Annotated in this window: 15 protein-coding genes; 8 read left to right on the top strand and 7 right to left on the bottom strand. The window is 59.9% G+C overall.

Features of this window, described 5'->3' with window-relative positions:
• Positions 1-38: 38 nt before the first annotated feature.
• Positions 39-707 (bottom strand): TetR/AcrR family transcriptional regulator, encoded by a 669-nt coding sequence (locus tag SHEL_RS12365; protein WP_012799622.1) that lies wholly within the window; start codon positions 705-707, stop codon positions 39-41.
• A 292-nt stretch (positions 708-999) separates the two neighbouring features.
• On the opposite strand from SHEL_RS12365, the gene SHEL_RS12360 reads away from it, so the two are divergent.
• The 6 genes from SHEL_RS12360 to SHEL_RS12335 all read left to right on the top strand — a co-directional run bounded on the left by SHEL_RS12360 (position 1,000) and on the right by SHEL_RS12335 (position 6,718).
• Positions 1,000-2,211: an acetate/propionate family kinase gene (locus SHEL_RS12360; protein ID WP_012799621.1), complete on the top strand. Its 1,212-nt coding sequence runs from the start codon at positions 1,000-1,002 to the stop codon at positions 2,209-2,211.
• A gap of 355 nt (positions 2,212-2,566) precedes the next feature.
• Positions 2,567-3,430: a formate/nitrite transporter family protein gene (locus SHEL_RS12355; protein WP_012799620.1), complete on the top strand. Its 864-nt coding sequence runs from the start codon at positions 2,567-2,569 to the stop codon at positions 3,428-3,430.
• Between the two features lie 36 nt (positions 3,431-3,466).
• Positions 3,467-4,684 (top strand): glycosyltransferase family 4 protein, encoded by a 1,218-nt coding sequence (locus SHEL_RS12350; protein WP_012799619.1) that lies wholly within the window; start codon positions 3,467-3,469, stop codon positions 4,682-4,684.
• Between the two features lie 330 nt (positions 4,685-5,014).
• Entirely contained in the window at positions 5,015-6,124 is a 1,110-nt protein-coding gene (gene yedE, locus SHEL_RS12345; protein ID WP_012799618.1) for a YedE family putative selenium transporter, read from the top strand.
• Between the two features lie 79 nt (positions 6,125-6,203).
• Complete coding sequence (locus tag SHEL_RS12340) at positions 6,204-6,410, top strand: sulfurtransferase TusA family protein (RefSeq protein WP_012799617.1); 207 nt, start codon at positions 6,204-6,206, stop codon at positions 6,408-6,410.
• A gap of 104 nt (positions 6,411-6,514) precedes the next feature.
• Positions 6,515-6,718 carry a putative Se/S carrier protein gene (locus SHEL_RS12335; RefSeq protein WP_169304526.1) on the top strand — a complete coding sequence of 68 codons (204 nt, stop codon included), beginning with the start codon at positions 6,515-6,517 and terminating at the stop codon, positions 6,716-6,718.
• Positions 6,719-6,981: 263 nt separating this feature from the next.
• Here the strand turns inward: SHEL_RS12335 and SHEL_RS12330 are convergent, their stop codons facing one another.
• Entirely contained in the window at positions 6,982-8,640 is a 1,659-nt protein-coding gene (locus tag SHEL_RS12330) for an FAD-dependent oxidoreductase (RefSeq protein ID WP_012799615.1), read from the bottom strand.
• Between the two features lie 107 nt (positions 8,641-8,747).
• On the bottom strand, positions 8,748-9,311 hold the full coding sequence (ahpC, locus tag SHEL_RS12325) for an alkyl hydroperoxide reductase subunit C (protein ID WP_012799614.1): 564 nt from the start codon (positions 9,309-9,311) through the stop codon (positions 8,748-8,750).
• Between the two features lie 142 nt (positions 9,312-9,453).
• Between ahpC and SHEL_RS12320 the strand changes: the two genes are divergently transcribed.
• Both SHEL_RS12320 and SHEL_RS12315 read left to right on the top strand, forming a co-directional pair.
• Entirely contained in the window at positions 9,454-9,846 is a 393-nt protein-coding gene (locus SHEL_RS12320; protein ID WP_012799613.1) for a Fur family transcriptional regulator, read from the top strand.
• A 147-nt stretch (positions 9,847-9,993) separates the two neighbouring features.
• A complete protein-coding gene (locus SHEL_RS12315) occupies positions 9,994-11,214 on the top strand; it encodes an alpha/beta hydrolase (RefSeq protein ID WP_012799612.1) in 1,221 nt (406 codons plus the stop codon).
• A gap of 74 nt (positions 11,215-11,288) precedes the next feature.
• On the opposite strand, the gene SHEL_RS12310 is transcribed toward SHEL_RS12315, so the two are convergent.
• From SHEL_RS12310 to SHEL_RS12295, 4 genes are all read right to left on the bottom strand, one after another.
• On the bottom strand, positions 11,289-11,933 hold the full coding sequence (locus SHEL_RS12310) for a hypothetical protein (protein ID WP_012799611.1): 645 nt from the start codon (positions 11,931-11,933) through the stop codon (positions 11,289-11,291).
• Positions 11,934-12,498: 565 nt separating this feature from the next.
• Positions 12,499-13,407 (bottom strand): nucleotidyl transferase AbiEii/AbiGii toxin family protein, encoded by a 909-nt coding sequence (locus tag SHEL_RS12305; protein WP_012799609.1) that lies wholly within the window; start codon positions 13,405-13,407, stop codon positions 12,499-12,501.
• A 3-nt stretch (positions 13,408-13,410) separates the two neighbouring features.
• On the bottom strand, positions 13,411-14,100 hold the full coding sequence (locus SHEL_RS12300) for a type IV toxin-antitoxin system AbiEi family antitoxin domain-containing protein (RefSeq protein WP_012799608.1): 690 nt from the start codon (positions 14,098-14,100) through the stop codon (positions 13,411-13,413).
• A 912-nt stretch (positions 14,101-15,012) separates the two neighbouring features.
• Positions 15,013-16,665 carry an FAD-binding protein gene (locus SHEL_RS12295; protein ID WP_012799607.1) on the bottom strand — a complete coding sequence of 551 codons (1,653 nt, stop codon included), beginning with the start codon at positions 16,663-16,665 and terminating at the stop codon, positions 15,013-15,015.
• Between the last annotated feature and the right edge of the window lie 22 nt (positions 16,666-16,687).

Raw genomic sequence — 16,687 nt, 5'->3', positions numbered from 1 at the left:
GATGTGGGCGGTGCGCTCTTGGTTGCTAGGGATACGGCTTATTCCGCCTCCGAGGTGCGTAAGAGAAAAAGCGCGCCCTTCATGAAGCGGTCGGTAAGCGCCTGGACATCTTCCTCAGAAAGATTGCGCTCGCAGGCATCCATGAGGAAAGAACGGAAATATGCGATGGTCAGATCGTTCGCGAGGGAAATGTCTTCATCGGAGAAGCCCAGGTCATGTCCGAACGATTCGAGGACTACGAGGTTGCGGGCGCTCAGGGTTCCGCGTTCGAGCATATTCAACATGCGGCCGCTGGCGCGTTCGGCTTCTTCGGGGAAGAGCTCGTAGTACTTCTTGGCGATAGCGTCGACGTTGTGGCTTTGCGGGCCGTAAAACAGACCGAGGAACACCGACGGATTGGCAAACGCATGGTTGCAGAAGATTCGCCAGGAGCGCAGGTATTCGCCACGCGGGGTTTCGTTTTCAGGCGTTGTGTTGATGATATCGCGCGCGTACGCACTCAAATCAGATATGAGCGACATGGTCACAAGTTCGTTCATATCCTCGAAGTAAAGGTAAAGCGTTGCAGAGCTGTAGCCGGCGGCGGATGAGACGCGCCGTATAGAAACGGCGTCAACGCCTTCTGCGGCTATGATTTCCTTCGTCGCCTTGACAAACGCAGCCATAATGGCATTGCGTGCTTCGGGTGAGTATTTTGATCGGCCCATCTTCCTACTCCCTCGCAATCGGATATGTGGTATTCTGCATAGCGACAAATAAACCAGGTCGTTAGGCAATGAGTTCAATAGATACGCCAAGTCGTTTGACGTATCCAGAAGATTCACTGAATTTCCTATAAAATCAGCAATGTTCAATAAATCTAATGACGATAATATTATATAATAATCGCGGTTAGAAAACCGTCAGTCCAGAGCAAAATCATTGATATTTTTCGCCGATGGTTTGTGCTGGCGGCAGTGCATAGGGCGCGAAAGCGTCGGATCAAATTAAGGAGGATCCATGCTCGTACTGGTCGTAAACGCAGGAAGCTCTTCTCTCAAGAGCCAGCTCATCGAGACCGAGACCAAAGAGGTTTCGATGAAGTGCCTCGCCGAAAAGGTCGGCACTGACGAGGCTTACATGAACGTGAGCTTCGCTCCTGATTTCAAGAAGAAGCGTTTCGAGATGGGCGGCCTTACCGTCGCCGGCTGCCTCGGCAAGCTGCTTGAGGTTCTGGGCAGCGACCCCGACAGCCCCATTAAGAGCCTCGACGAGATCGGCGCTGTGGGCAACCGCGTTGTTGCCGGTGGCGAGTACTTCACCAGCTCTGCCGTCATCGACGACGAGGCCCGTGCCAAGCTTCAGCTGTGCGAAGAGCTTGCTCCGCTGCACAATCCCCATGCAGACGCCTGCATCGACATGGTGAAGGAGCTTCTGCCCAACACGCCGCAGGTCGCCGTGTTCGACACCGCTTTCCATTCCACCATGCCGCAGAAGGCTTTCATGTATCCTCTGCCTATGCATTACTACAACGAGTACCATGTCCGCCGCTACGGCGCTCATGGCACCAGCCATCAGTACGCCGCCCAGCGTGGCGCCGAGCTGGTCGGCCGTCCGGTCGAGGACCTGGGCATCATCACCTGCCATCTGGGCAACGGCGGTTCCATCACGGCCGTCGAGGGTGGCAAGTCCATCGACACCACCATGGGCTTCACCCCGCTCGAGGGTCTCATGATGGGCACCCGTTCCGGCCTGATCGACCCTGCCATCGTGACCTACATCATGCGCCGCGAGGGCAAGACCCCCGATGAGATGGACACTGTCCTGAACAAGCAGTCCGGCGTTGCCGCAATCTCCAGCGTGGGCGGCGACATGCGCGACGTTCAGGCTGCCGCCGAGGCTGGCAACGAGCAGGCTCAGCTCGCCATCGACATGTACGTGTACCGCATCCAGAAGGCCATCGGCTCTTACTTCGCCATCCTGCCTCATACCGACGTCATCGTCATGACCGCCGGTATCGGCGAGAACTCCGTTGAGCTGCGCGAAGCCATCTTCGCTGGCCTGGAGCATCTGGGCATGAAGCTCGACAAGGAGCTCAACGCCGACCCCGAGGCCCGTGGCACGGACCGCGTCATTTCCGCAGAGGACAGCGCCGTCAAGATCTGCGTGGTCTGCGCTGACGAGGAAATGCGCATTGCTTCCGACACGGCAGAACTGGTCAGCCAGCTCTAGTATTCGGTCGACATACTGCGATTCCATAAAGGAAGAGGGACGGATAACCATCCGTCCCTTTTTATATACCGTACGACTGAAATATAAAAAATGGACCGATAATTCCTTGCATCGGTAAAACCTATCATTTAATATAATCGCGATTAGAAAAACAAATGGCAGGTGTTCAGGCTATATCTGCAACCCTAACTCCTAGTAGGGTGCACCTTTATATGTGGATGGCAATCCTCACCCATACTGCTTTTCACGATTGCCATCCGTCTCGCTTTCCGGTCGGCTCTTGGAGCGACTTGTGATACGGTATCGGCAGCTTAGGGCTGTTGGGAAGGTTTCGTAGACACGAAAGGGTGGCAAAATGGAAGGAATTTCGGCACAGGACATTGCGGCTACCAAGCCGGATTGTCGCGGAGCGGCGGCTTTGTTTGCGCAGGCGCAGAACGTCGCAATCGGAAAGACCAAGCTGACCCCGCTCAGCACGTTCGCACTTGCGGTCATGGCAGGCATGCTGATCGCCACGGGCGCTACGTTCATGTTGCTCGTAAAGGGCGACACCAACCTCGGATTCGCCGCATCGCAGCTGCTGGGCGGCCTGTGCTTCTCCTTGGGCCTGCTGTGCGTCATCATCGCCGGTGCCGAGCTGTTCACCGGCAACTGCCTGATGGTCTGCGCCGCCGCTGACAAGAAGATCAGCTGGGGCGCCGTCCTGAAGAACTGGGGTATCGTGTACGTCGGCAACCTGGTCGGCTCTCTGCTGATGGTCGCCATTCTGCTCGGCGCGAATTATGCCGGCATGGCCGGCGGCGCTGTGGGCGATGCCATGATCAACGTTGCGAATTCCAAGATCAGCCTGTCGCCGAGCGCCATCTTCTTCCGCGGCATCATGTGCAACTGGCTCGTCTGCCTGGCTGTGTGGATGGGCTTCGCCGGCCGCACGGTCATCGACAAGGTGTTCACCTCGATCTTCCCGGTCATGGCCTTCGTCGCCTGCGGCTTCGAGCACTGCGTTGCGAACATGTTCTTCCTGCCCATGGGCATCGCCGCGCTGAACACGGTGGGCTACACGGGCGAGATCGACCCTGCCAAGCTCGACGCCATCATGCAGACCGTCACCGCTGGCGGCGCCTGCTACAATATCGCTCTTGCAACCCTCGGCAACATCGTGGGCGGCGCAATCCTTGTCGGCATGATATATTGGGTTGCCTATCATAAGAAGGCGTAACCACGCATCTCATACCGAGCGATTGCAGGAGTCGGATTGAACATCCTCCATGTTAGCGCCCAGCGACCCGACAGTACGGGAAGCGGCATATACCTCAGGGAAACCGTAGGGGCTCTAGAATCTCAAGGGCATCGTCAAGCCGTCGTCGCAGGCGTCGGCTTAGGCGATGCCTCACCTTTTTCAGATGACATTCTTTTCGAACCGGTGCGGTTCGAAAGCGATGCGTTGCCGTTCCCGGTTGTGGGCATGTCCGACGTCATGCCTTACGCCTCGACGCGGTACCGCGACCTCACGCCCCAGATGGCCTCTCAATTCAAGGACGCCTTCACCAAGGCTTTTGATCATGTGTTTGCGCAGTTCAAACCTGATATTGTGATCTGCCACCATCTATATCTCGTTTGCAGCGTGCTTGCGGATTGGTTTGAACGCCACCCTGAAGACCGTGCGCGGTGCTCGTTTAGAGGCGCGTGCCATAACACCGATCTGAGACAGTACGAGTCCCATGGACTCGAGCGGGAGGCCATCAACCGGGCGGTTCGCTCCCTCGATGTGATCTTCGCGCTTCACGGGGAACAGGCGAAGGAAATCGCCTTGATGCACGGCATCGACCCCGCGAAGGTCCGCGTGTCCGGCATCGGCTACAACGACGCCCTGTTTGTCGAGGACCCTTCCCGGCGCGACGATTCCGGCTGCCGGATGGTGTATGTGGGCAAGCTCTGGAAACAAAAAGGGCTCATGGAGCTGTTCGGCGCCATGGACCTTTTGGAAAGTCGCGACACGAGGGACTTATGTCTCGAATTGATCGGCGGGTATAGCAATGAGACCGAGCGCGACGAGATCATGGCGCGTGCGGAATCCTGCCAAGTGCCGTCGGTTTTCGCCGGCCAGATGAACCAAGAACTCGTCAGGAACGAGTACCAGCGGTCCGACGTCTTCGTGCTTCCATCGTTTTCCGAGGGGCTCCCGCTGGTGAGCGTCGAGGCGCTCGCTTGCGGCTGCAAGGTGGTTATGACGGATTTACCTGGGCTTCGAGAATGGTTCGACATGTATATTCCCGATGCGCCCCTGTGGCTTGTGGAACTTCCCGAGCTCATAAAGGATGGATCGTGGCGGATTGCGAACGACGAGTCAAGGGCTCGTTTCGAGCGGAATCTGGCCGATGCGCTTTCCGAGGCGATCGAAGCCGAGCATCGTCCGTGCGACTTGTCTCAGCTGTCTTGGGGCGCCTTGGCCCAGAGGCTCATCGCCGACTAGTATGTCGAGTGGGAGATACCGCGGATTGGTTCGTGGTATACTTGTGTGGCTGCAACTGTGTCCTGGTTTCTGCTGTCCAGGACGCATTTTCTGTATGTGACGGCTTTTGCTTCGAAGCGGCACTTGCCTCACATCATCGTTATCTTGCAGCGTGGATGCGCGTCTTGCGTCCGTACTGCCCGTCAATTCCCAATCCTGCCTCGGGGGAATGGCGCGCGAACAATTGGCTAGCGCCCTCATATGGGCAATAGACGTCTGTCCGTCCGTTGCCGTCTCGGCGCATGGTTAAGCTTGCCATCTGCATCAAGCTCTCTCAAAAAGAAGGTTGATATGGATTTTCTCAATTCTAAACAGGGACTTATCGTAGCCGGTCTGATTGTCGGCGCGTTGACCGCGGTGCTCGCCGCAACGGGCAATCCGGCGAACATGGCGATCTGCGCTGCATGCTTCATCCGCGACATGGCGGGTTCGATGTATTTGCATACTGCCGCTCCCGTTCAGTATTTCAGGCCTGAAATCGTCGGCTTCGTCGCGGGCTCGTTCCTGATCGCCGTTGCGACCAAGGAGTACCGCTCCACCGCAGGCTCCTCGCCGATGATCCGTTTCGTGCTGGGCTTCATCATGATGCTCGGCGCCCTCGTCTTCCTGGGCTGCCCCCTGCGCATGGTCATCCGCATGAGCGCCGGCGACCTCAACGCCTGGGTTGCTCTTATCGGCCTTGCAGCCGGTGCCATCACCGGTGCCGTGTTCCTGAAGCAGGGCTTCTCCCTGGGTCGTGAGGTCGACACCAACAAGGCCACTGGTGCCGTGCTTCCGATTATCCTGGTTGTCCTGCTCATCATCGGCCTGGCTACCGGTGCCTATGCCGCAAGCGAGAAGGGTCCTGGCTCCATGCATGCCCCCGTGGCCGTCGCTCTGATCGTCGCCCTGGTCATCGGCGCCATCGCCCAGAAGACCCGCATCTGCTTCGTCGGCGGCATCCGCAACCTGTTCCTCATGAAGGACTACACGCTGCTGCTCCCCATCGCCAGCTTGTTCGTGGTCATGTTGGTCTTCAACATCGCTACCGGCGGCTTCAAGGCAAGCTTCGACGGCCAGCCGATCGCTCACTCTCAGCACATCTGGAACATCCTTGGCCTGTATGCCGTCGGCTTCGGCGGCGTGCTCGCCGGTGGCTGCCCGCTGCGCCAGATGGTTTTGGCCGGCCAGGGTTCCAGCGACGCTGCCATCACGTTCGTCGGCATGCTCGTCGGCGCTGCGTTCGCCCACAACTTCGGCATCGCCTCCGCTGCTGCAGCTGCTGCAACCGCTGAGACCGAAGCTGTCGTCGGCGGCCCCACCATCGTCGGCCAGGTCGTTCTGGTCGCCAGCATCGCCGTGCTGTTCATCATCGCGGTGACCAACCTGCGCAAGAGGAAGGTCGTTGCCACCGCTGAATAATGCGGCAACGCAAGCCGCAACAAGCGGCGTATAGGCTGTGTTTGAAGGTCCGTCAGGATCTTTGGAAAGAAGGTTGATTATGCAAATCGTAGACGCTCGTGGGCTTTCCTGCCCCGAACCGGCCATGATGGCGTATGACGCGCTCGAGGAATTCCCCAACGAGCCCGTCAAGATTCTTGTCAGCAACGCAACGTCCAAGGTGAACGTTTCCGAGGTGGCCCGCCGCAAGAGGCGTGAGGTCACGGTCGAGCGCGACGGCGACGACTTCGTCATCATCGTCCAGTAACCGATGCGACCTGGCGGGCGGGATATGCACGCATCCCGCCCGTCATGAATAGGCCGGGCATGAAACTCTTCAAGCGATCAGAGGGCACCAAAGAGACGTTGTTCGTGACTTTCGATACCACGACGGACGCTCTCTCGTTCAAGGCACATGCTCAGTCGCTGGGGCTTGAAGGCAAGCTTGGCATGATTCCGCGGAGCCTTTCGGCAGATTGCGGCATGGCCTGGGAAGAGCCTGACCGCAACGAGGAGAGGCTTGTCGAAGCAATTCGCTCCGAAGGCGAAGGGTGCCACGGTCCCCATCGCATCTGATGCGCGACGTCTTGGTCTGGAGGGTTCCAATCTGAGAAATTCGGCCCTCTTGGATTGGGCCCATCCAGGCCAAGATGCGCACGCAGAAAAACGGTCCTGCAGCAATGCGGGACCATTTTTTGTTTTCGGGGCGGTGATGCAGCGCTTTTTGCAGTCTGTTGCACCGGCCTATGATAAGGCACCGTTTCAGATATTGTTCTGAACCGGGGTCTTCGCTTTCGGCTGCCCGCAGCGAACGAAAACGCTCGAGCGCAGTCGGTAGGTTAGCCGATAAGCTCGAGAACGCCGCTGATGTTCTTGCGGCCGAACTCGACGGTTTCCTTCTCCCCATCGTTGATGATCAGGCAGGGCACGCTCATGATGTCATACTTCTGCTGCAGGGAGGGGAAGTGGGCCACATCGTAGACCTGGGCGGTAACGTTGTCGTTCAGCGTTGCGATACGCTGGCAGGCTTGGACTAAATCGGGGCACATGGTGCAGCTCAGTCCGATGGCTACGGTGATGTCCACCTTGCGGTCGATGGCGTAGGCGGCAGCCCTGTCGGCGTCCTCGATGGCCTGGCCGGCGCTGGAGGCGTTGTACAAACCCAAGACGAAAGGAGTGAACTCGTGGCCGGCGGGCACGCCATGGAAAGCGAGTCCGGTCCAGGCTCCATCAGCTCGGCACAGTTCGACCTTGGGCAAGTCGTCCCCTTCGGGTGCAACGACGATGTCTACGGAGAGCTTGTCGGTAAGCTTCGCCAGTTCCTCCATGTAGCCACGCAGCTCCGTGGAAACGGGGCGGTCGTCCAGGGAGAGCCTTAGGACCAACGGGGTTTCCATGCGAGCGAACACGGCATTGAGCTGGGCTAGCACATCGCCGGTGAACAGGCCGCCGGGTTGGGTCTTCGCTGCTGCAGGTTCTGCCTTCGCAGGGGCCGCGGGCAGCTGCTCGGGTTCCTTTACCTGGGGGGTAAGCCCTGTGGCTTCCTGCTGAGCCTTGATGTAGCGCTCCATTTCGGAAGCGGTGCTGGCGGCTTCTCCCACGGCCGTAGCAACCTGACGGAGGGCTTTGTTGCAAACGTCGCCTGCGGCGAACAAGCCGGGCTTGGTGGTCATGTTGTGCTCGTCGATGACGATGAACTTGCGATCATCAACCTCGGCGATGCCGTTTGCGAGCTCGGTGGCGGGGGTGTTGCCTGCGAAGACGAAGACGCCGAACGTCTCGTTGTCGCCTGCGGGCTTCCAAGTCTCCCGCTCGCCGGTCTTGGTGTTCTCCAGCACGGCGGAGCGCAGGGCCGTATCGCCTGCGATGCTGGCGATACGGGTATTGTATCGGATGGTAATCTTGGGATTGGTTTTGGCGGGTTCGGACACCGAGGCAGCGCAGGAGAAGTCGTCTTTGCGCACCAGAATGGTCACGTGGCTGGCGTACTTCGTCAAGAAGACAGCCTCTTCGGCCGCGGCGAATCCTCCGCCCACCACAAGCACTTCTTTTCCGGTGAAGAATTCTCCGTCGCAAGTGGCGCAATAGGCAACGCCGTGGCCCTGGAAATCTTCTTCACCTTCAAATCCTGCGAGGCGGGGAGAGGCGCCTGTGGCCATCAATACGGCATGGCAGGCGATGTCCCCTTTGTCGGTGTGGACGATTTTGACACCGTCTTCGTTGGGGTCCATGTCAAGGTTTGTGACCTCGGCGATTTTGAACTCGGCGCCGAAACCTTCCGCTTGTTGGCGCATGGTGCGGGTAAGGGCCTCGCCGGTGGTTGCGAGCACGCCAGGGTAATTGACGACCTCATGGGTGATGGTGATCTGGCCGCCGATGCGATCCTTCTCTACCACAAGCGTGCGGTAGCGGGCGCGAGACAAATAGATCGCCGCAGTCAAGCCGGCAGGACCGCCGCCGATGACGACCGCATCGTAAAGGTTCTTGGTATCGGTCATGCTTCGTGTCCTTTTCGATAACGAATCCCGTCGGCGTAGGTGGACGGGATGGGTGGTTGCATACAGCGGTCGCGGGCCGAAGCCCGCGACCAGTTGCATCGAGCGATTTACAGCAAGCCGACGAGGTCCAGGCTAGGAGCCAGGGTTTCCTCACCCGGCTGCCACTTGGCGGGGCAGACCTGATCGCCATGGTCGGCGACAAACTGGGCGGCCTTCAGAAGGCGAAGCAGCTCGTCGGCGTTGCGGCCAATGCCGCCAGCAGTGATCATCTCGACCTGGATCGTGCCTTCGGGGTCGACGATGAAGGCGCCGCGCTCGGCTTGGCCTGCATTCTTGATCAGGACCTTGAACTGCTTGGCCAGCACGTGGGCGGGGTCGGCAAGCATCTGGTAGGTCACCTTGCCGATGCGCTCGGACTCGTCATGCCAGGCCTTGTGCACGAACTCGGTGTCGCAGCTGACGGAGTAGATTTCACAACCAGCCTTCTGGAACTCCTCGTAATTGTTGGCGAGGTCTTCCAGCTCGGTGGGGCAGACGAAGGTGAAGTCGGCGGGGTAGAAGAAGAACAGCCCCCATTTTCCGAGGACGTCATCTTTGGTCACGGTTTCGATTTCGCCGTTATGGAAGGATTTGACCGTAAAGTCCTCGATTTCTTTTCCGATGAGAGACATGTTTGATCCCTTTCTTAATAGGAATGATTATTAATAACTTATTGCGAATTATTATCAATAAGTGGTAAACTGTCAAGCGATGATTTAAACTATTTTTTCAACGGTTGTTTTCGTCCGTCCGAATACTCAGGGGAGTCCGAACATGGCGCAGAGAAGGAATACGCATCAGCGCGAGCTGGTTAAGGAAGCTGTCGGTGCCCTTGGCGTGCATCCTACGGCTGCGCAGGTTTACGAATACGTCCATTGCCGCGACAAAAAGGTGAGCCTGGCGACGGTGTATCGTAATCTTAATCTGCTTGCCGAGGAGGGCGACATTCTGGCTATCGAGACATCGGCCGGCCGCCATTACGACTACCGCACCGACGACCATGAGCATATGGTCTGCGTGCAATGCGGCGCCATGATGGACGTTACTGTGCCGTATGACGCATCCTTAGACCAGGCGGCAAGCGAGGCAACCGGGTTTGCGGCGGTGCGCCATCGGATTTTTTTCGAAGGGGTGTGTCCTGATTGCGCCCGATCAGCCGAGGGCTGATCGGAAGGATGGAAGCCGCAAGCACGATTGTACGGCTTGCGTGTTCGCACCCGGAGTCTTTTCTTCAAACATAGCAGCTAATTGAAGGCGTCGAAGGCCTGCGGCTGGTATGATAGCTATGGCTAACAATTGGAGAGAGGCAGCATCATGGCCCAGACGTATGACCCCAGCAAGCCGGTAGAGTTCCCGCGTGGCATGTACCGGCTCAACGACGAACCGCATATCGACTACCAGTTGAACCGCATTGTGAATTGGGACGGCGGCGACCTTGAAGAGCTGCGGGCCGTCGGCGGCAAAATCACCAACTTTGAAGATTGGAAGAGCACGCTTGATGCGCTGGGCCGCCGCGCCTACGAGGAGGGGCGGACCAAAAACGCGTTGGGCTACTTCCTCATGCGGGATTTCTACACCTCCTACGACGACCCGGACAAGCTGGACAACTACCACCAATCGCAGCGGGTGTTCTACGAATACTTCCGCGAGCTGTTCGAGCCTTCGGACGGCGGGGCGCCCATCGTGGAGCGGCTTGAGGTCCCTTACGAAGGCGGGGTTACGCTGCCGGTATTCCATACGGTGCCGGTGGGCGAAAGCCGGGGCGTCGTGCTGATGCACGGCGGCAATGACTCCTATATGGAAGAGTTCGTGCTGCCCTTGCTGTATCTGCGCGAGCATGGGTACGAGGTGTATCTGTACGAAGGGCCTGGTCAGGGTTCGGTCATCCGCGACCAGAAGTGTCCCTTCACCTGGCAGTGGGAAAAGACGTCCAAGGCCATTACGGAGCGCTTCGACCTGCATGACGTGACCATCATCGGGATATCCCTCGGCGGCTACTTCGCGCCTCGCGCCGCAGCCTTCGACAAGCGCATCAGACGGGTGGTGTGCTGGTCTATCTATCCCGGTACCTGGGATTTGGTGGAAGGCGCCGCAGGCAAGGTCGCCATCAAGGTGCTGGGGGCGCTTCTACACGCCCACATTGCCGACGTCATCAACAAGCCTTTGGCGCGCAAGGCGGCCAAGGGGGATCTGGCGGCGCAGGTCATGACGGACATGCGCTACCCTTACGGAGCGGACTCGGTGTGCGACATGTATCGCAAGATGGAGGACTACACGCTTGCCAACTGCGCCGAGCTGGTCGATCAGGACGTGCTGATTCTGGGTGCCGACGAAGACGTGTATATTCCCGCGAAGCTTGCGGACAAGATGGTGGGGATGCTCTCGAACGCTCGAAGCGTGAAGCTGAGGATGTTCACCACCGTCGAGGATCGGGCCGGCAACCACTGCAACGTGGGCGACCCGAAGGCTGCGCTGGACGAGATTCTGAACTGGATGGATGCGCTGGATGCTCGCGACGCCCGAAACGCCGGGTAGGGAGCCGGGTTGCAACAGACGAAAGAGGGCGGGAGGCCTCATGGCTTCCCGCCCTGCATGTATGGGGTTGGGCGCTAGAGGATATGGACGTCTTCCGCATTGCAGATCAGGGTGCGGCCGGCGTTGGTGCCGTACCCGTCGACCTTGCCCCACACGCCGGTCACTTCGACCTGTGCCTTGTTTTCGGGGTAGTCTTCCGCGGTCCAGCCGATGACGTAGAAGTTCACGCCCTTGATGGTGCCGCCTTCGCCTTTGATGCCTACCGAGCAGCTGACGTGATCGCCGTCGTCTTCAACCTTCGTGTTGCGGCTGACCTGGCCCGTTATGTGCATGACAAGCCCTTCGTCTGCGTCGAGCTCATCAGGGGTGCGGTTGGCGAATTCGTCCATGTAGGCGAAAGCCTCCTCGTCTCCCATGGCGGACACATCGACGTCGACGGTGCTTACGTCCACGGAGTCCACGGGCGAGGCGGGTTCGGGAGCGAACGTGCTCTCGGGCTCGGTTTCGGCTTCAGGCTCCGCTTCGGGCTCGGTTGCGGCCTCAGGCTCGGTTGCAGCCTCAGGTTCTGCTTCCGCTGCCGCGTCGGCGGCCTCCTCGGTTGCTGTGGCTTCGGTGTTTTCGGCACCGTCTTCCGTCGGCTCGTTCGAGGTCCCGCCCGAGCAGGCGATCAGGCCTAATGCCATGACCATTGCACATGCTGCGATTGCCAGTTTCTTCATGTTCCCTCCAATCTTGTGCTGTGTCGTCACGCGTTGGCGTCCGATTGTGGCAGCGCGCGACCTTTGGCGGCGTCTCCCGTGTGGTGGGGTCGGACGCAAAACGCTCGGTCCGGACCTGCGGCAAAGGGGACGAGTGCCCGTCAGATGCTTTTACTATACCGACGGGGATGTTCGCGGGCCGCCATGGTTCGGCGGGGGTTTGCGATTGGGACAGAAGGCCAAATATCGAGCCTGTGACGAAGGTTACTTTTTCGCAGTCGTGGGGTCAGGCTTTCGGACGGGTTCCCGCTCCATGTTCAACAGATTATTCCCATTCTATGAGGAAATGCGTCTATGGGGTCCTCAGTGTTGTGCTGAGTCCATCACGTTGCATGCAGCGTGCGAGGATGTGTCTCAGAGTGGTACTCATTTGATACTCACGGTCACCTATTGTTCTGCTCGGCTCGGAAGGCTTTCGGGTTGCCCTTTATGGATTCGTCCCGAACATACCGGCCCAAAAAAAAGCGAATGCCGGGGAAAACGTCCCCGGCGCTTGGAGGCATGCCGATTCTGGCCACCGTCCTCATTATAGTGCGTCCCGTACGATGCTCTCCACCCACGCGCGCGCGATATGGCTCCACGATCCCGTTGCCGATCCTGAGAGGACGGGATCCAGTAGTGCCCTGGAGATTGATAGCGCACCGGAGAGCGTTGACATGTCCTGGGACATCCTTGCCTGGACCGCAAGCTTCGAGTACTGCGCCTCGTGAGCGTCTCCCCATTCCGCGGGCAGTGAGAATTCGCTACCGAGCGAGAGCCGCCTTGCGGAGGCTTCGCGCTTCAGCGCGGCCCCTAGAGTTTCTGCATCGAAGTCATCGGTGAGCGCGTAGGCCGCGATGTCCATGAGGTCCTTCACGCGGGAAGACGGCCGGCCCGCGTGGCGCTCGACAATGCCGCAGACCTTGTCCGCGACGGCCCGCGCCGACGGGTAGACGGGGTAGTCACACACGGGGATTCCCCGGACGTCGATTCTGTCGGCGGGAGCCATATAGTCGGGTTCGCCGATTGCGATCGAGTCCGCCACCAGGTCGACGGAGACGCGCTGGACCCTCTTCGGGCCGATGAACGCGTCGAAGACCACGGTGTAGCCGTCGCGGTACGCGTCCTCTCCTTTGATCGGGGCCACGCCTCTCAATTCGAAGGTGACGAAGTCGTCTGCATCCTTGGCGGCGAGGCGCTCGAGCTCGTCCACCGCGGCGTCTACGTCCATACTGTCCGTCGCAAGATCGATGTCGCGCGTGGCGCGTGCGTCGGCGGTCCTAGCGAGCATCCCCTGTCCGCCTTTGAGGACGAACGGGGTCCCGGGCTCGCTGAAGACCCTGTAGAGCAGCCTGTGGAAGTAGAAGCCCGCGATGGCGCGATTAGTGTCGAGAGGGGAAGCCTTGGCCGCGTCCTTCACAGCCATCTCCAAGGCTTTCGGAGACGAATACCCCATGCGTCAACCCCTCTCTATCAGGGCCGCATGGCCCAGGCCGTCGAGCTCCACCAGCTCGCGCGGGCCGCCCTCGTAGGCCCCGGCTGCCGAGAGGAGCGAGCGCAGGCGGCCGTCGCCGAGCAGGGCACGCAGCCGGCGCATGTCGAGCTCCGTCGCGCCGTAGCGCCTGATTGCGTCTGCGAGCACGTCGGCGAGCAGGGACTCCTCCGTGGCCTCCATCGCGAGGTCGGCGATCGTGCGCTCCACCCTCGTTACGGGAAACCCGCCCTCGGCCCACACGACGTCGCTTCGCCCGAGATCCATAACGCGGAACTTCGTGCCGTCCATTCGGCTGTTGAAGCGTTTGGGGACGGCGATCTGCCACGGCTCAGGTTCCAGGTCGCCGATTCCGAGGGCGTGCGCCGCCGTTGCGCCGCATACGGCGACCCCGTCGAAGCTTGCGCCCATGCGCTCGTAGGTGAGCCTGTCTGGCGAGGTGAGCTTGTAGGCGGCGACGAGGTCGTCGAGCGCGGTCGTAGGGAGAGATGAGAGCCGATAGGCCCCATGCCGTAGCCGCTCGATGCGGCCGGACTTTGCCGCGTACGAGAGGGCGTAGCGCGGCACGCCCGCACGCGCCGCCTGGCCGCTCGTGAAGATGCCGCCTTCAGATGCGGCCAGCTCTTCGATTGCAGATATGTTGCTCGAATACGACATGTTGCAATAGTAGCACTTATTACTACTATTGCAACATTCTCTTTATTCCCACTCAACGTCTGCAGGTGGTTTCGTCTGGTAAATCGGGGACTTTTTTGCATGTTTTTCCGACTTGGAGGTTTTTTCGGAGGGGTTTTCGGCTCGTTTTGCGCCCGAAAAAGTACGCAACGCAAGGCAAGAGCTCCGTCGTGAAAAGCCTCGCTTGTATCGTGCCTGTTCAGCGGCTTGTGCAAAAACTGAGTCGAGAGAATGACGAAGCTTGCAGGTTTTATGCAAACCTCCAAGTCGGAAAAACGAGCAAAAACTCAGGAATCTACGAGACGGAGGCCCGGCAATCGGGCTCAAAGCCTCAGTCCGGCCAAGGCGCCGCGTGCGGGACCGTTCGGCCGGGGACACCGCATGTGGGATTGCCTGGCGGACGCTTGGGGTTCGTCGGGCGGAGCGTCGCTATCAGGTCCGTCGGCTGCTCGTTTAAGGGGCTGTGCAACGAAAAACCGACTCCCGGAGCACTTGAGGGGGATAATCCGCGTGAACCCGATTCGAGGATGCGTCTGGAGGGCGATTCGCCGCCAAATCATCTGACGATATGCAACAGAACGTTCGTAAATGAGGCGAAACGTATGGTCTGCAAGCCTCGTGAGGGATGTCGGAGGTCAGTCTGCGCGGATTATCCCCCTCAAGTGCTCCACGGAAGGAATTTTCGTTGCATGGGGAGGAGGTGCGAGCGCTCAACGGGCATCTAAAAGAAGGCGGAACGCCTTTGCGGGGCATTCCGCCTTGGGATTGCCGGCGCAGGAGGGTGCAGGTCCGATTCCTGCGCCGGCTTCAACGGCGGAGCGTCCATTGAGAATGCTCCATGCCGAAAAGGAGGGCGAACGACGGGGCTTGCCGGATCGGCAAAGCCGCCGGGTCCTACTGCGCTGCCAAATCGCGGCCGACCATGTAGCCCTGGGTGTAGTTGTGGCCCAGGTTCAGGCCGGGGACGTCCAGCGGGTAGTCGATGCCGCCATAGAACCTGCCGGCGCAGTTGCCGATCGCGTACAGTCCCTCGATGACCTCGCCTTCGGGGGTCAGGCACTGTTGCTTCTCGTTGACGTCCACGCCGCCGCCGCAGATGGAACTCATGCGCACATGGCGATGGATGCCGTAGAACGGCGGGGTGTCGATGGTGGTCAGGCTCTCGGCGGGCACGCCGAACTGGGTGTCCGCGCCGGCCTCGGCAAGCGCGTTGTAATCGGCGACGGTCTGCACGAAGGCATCGACGTCGGTGATCTCGAGTTTCTCGGCCAGCTCTTCCAGCGTGTCGGCCTTGAAGGTGCGGATCTGGTCGGAGAAGACGCCCACGCGTTCCACGTCCTCTTCGGGCATGTACACCTTCAGCTCTTCAGGATCCCACAGCCTGCCGGGGAAATTCGCGCCCTTCTCCATGTAGGCGCTGTCGAACACCTGGCAGTAATGCCCCTGGTCCTCGGCGCTGCGCAGGTAGCAGTTCATGATGGACATGGCGAAGGTCTCGTTGCAGAAGCGCTCGCCGTTCATCTTGGTGCGCAGGAACGGCATGTCGCACATGGAGGCCGGGCCGCCGTCGAAGTCGTGCAGCATCTTGGTGTGCGCGATGTCTTCGATCTTGCCGCCTGCCCAGACGATCATCTTATGACCGTCGCCGTTGCGGTTAGCCTGCTTGGGCCCGAAGTTGGTCATATCGGGCTGGTAGTACTGCAGCATTTCGGTGTCGCTCTGGTAGTCGCCGGTCGCAACGACCACGCCCTTGGAGGCGTTGAACTGGATGTGGCTGCCGTCGGAGGCGGTGCAGATGACGCCTGTCACGCGCCCGGTCTCGTCGGTCACCAGCTGCTCGGCGGGCGTGCTGTAGAATACCTCGAGCCCTTCGGATTCGGCCTTGGCCAGGATGTCCTTCATGCCTTCGCCGGTGGTGTAGGGCTTGGGGCCGAAGAACGACGTGACGAAGGTGATGTTGTAGCCCTGCTTGGCGACAAGCGGAGCCGCCTGTGCGTTGCCCTGGTCTTCCACCTGGGCGCCGGCGCTCTGGGCGTAGTCGATGAGCCACTTGACGGCTTCGCCGGAATTGTAGGCCCAAGCCTCGATCTGCTTGCGGTCGGGTCGGTACTGGTTGGCCTGCATGAGGAAGGACACCAGGTTGGCCACATCCACCGGGTCGCTGTTGTCCAGATCGATGCCGGAGCCGGTGTTGCCGAATGCGGAAGCGGCGGATTCCTTGGTGACCAGGGCCACGTTCGCTCCGTCCTGGAAGGCCTTCAGAGCGCAGGGGACGCCGGGGGAACCCGCGCCGACAACCACGATCTCGTAGTCCTTGGTTTCAGCGATGTCCGTGATGGGCTCGGGAGCCTGAAGGAAGCTGGGCAAGCCCTCGCGCCTGTGGCCGGCTGCCGTGCCCGTCTCGCCGGTGCCTGCGTCTGCGGAAGAACCGGCGGCGGTACCGGAGCCGCCCTTGGGTGCGCAGGAAGCCAGTGCGCCGGCGCCCGCAGCGCCGATGGCTGCCAAGCTGCCGAACTTGAACAGGTCGCGTCGTGAAAGTTCCGTCATAATTACCCCTCCTTGGTCCAGG

This window comes from Slackia heliotrinireducens DSM 20476, from assembly GCF_000023885.1.
GTDB lineage: Bacteria > Actinomycetota > Coriobacteriia > Coriobacteriales > Eggerthellaceae > Slackia > Slackia heliotrinireducens.
This window is presented reverse-complemented; position numbering and strand designations above follow the sequence as displayed.

Excerpts from the sequence above, each read along its gene's own strand:
- SHEL_RS12365 (WP_012799622.1), bottom strand. The coding sequence starts at position 707 with ATGGGCCGATCAAAATACTCACCCGAAGCACGCAATGCCATTATGGCT.
- SHEL_RS12360 (WP_012799621.1), top strand. The coding sequence starts at position 1,000 with ATGCTCGTACTGGTCGTAAACGCAGGAAGCTCTTCTCTCAAGAGCCAG.
- SHEL_RS12355 (WP_012799620.1), top strand. The coding sequence starts at position 2,567 with ATGGAAGGAATTTCGGCACAGGACATTGCGGCTACCAAGCCGGATTGT.
- yedE (WP_012799618.1), top strand. The coding sequence starts at position 5,015 with ATGGATTTTCTCAATTCTAAACAGGGACTTATCGTAGCCGGTCTGATT.
- SHEL_RS12340 (WP_012799617.1), top strand. The coding sequence starts at position 6,204 with ATGCAAATCGTAGACGCTCGTGGGCTTTCCTGCCCCGAACCGGCCATG.
- SHEL_RS12330 (WP_012799615.1), bottom strand. The coding sequence starts at position 8,640 with ATGACCGATACCAAGAACCTTTACGATGCGGTCGTCATCGGCGGCGGT.
- ahpC (WP_012799614.1), bottom strand. The coding sequence starts at position 9,311 with ATGTCTCTCATCGGAAAAGAAATCGAGGACTTTACGGTCAAATCCTTC.
- SHEL_RS12320 (WP_012799613.1), top strand. The coding sequence starts at position 9,454 with ATGGCGCAGAGAAGGAATACGCATCAGCGCGAGCTGGTTAAGGAAGCT.
- SHEL_RS12315 (WP_012799612.1), top strand. The coding sequence starts at position 9,994 with ATGGCCCAGACGTATGACCCCAGCAAGCCGGTAGAGTTCCCGCGTGGC.
- SHEL_RS12310 (WP_012799611.1), bottom strand. The coding sequence starts at position 11,933 with ATGAAGAAACTGGCAATCGCAGCATGTGCAATGGTCATGGCATTAGGC.
- SHEL_RS12305 (WP_012799609.1), bottom strand. The coding sequence starts at position 13,407 with ATGGGGTATTCGTCTCCGAAAGCCTTGGAGATGGCTGTGAAGGACGCG.
- SHEL_RS12300 (WP_012799608.1), bottom strand. The coding sequence starts at position 14,100 with ATGTCGTATTCGAGCAACATATCTGCAATCGAAGAGCTGGCCGCATCT.
- SHEL_RS12295 (WP_012799607.1), bottom strand. The coding sequence starts at position 16,665 with ATGACGGAACTTTCACGACGCGACCTGTTCAAGTTCGGCAGCTTGGCA.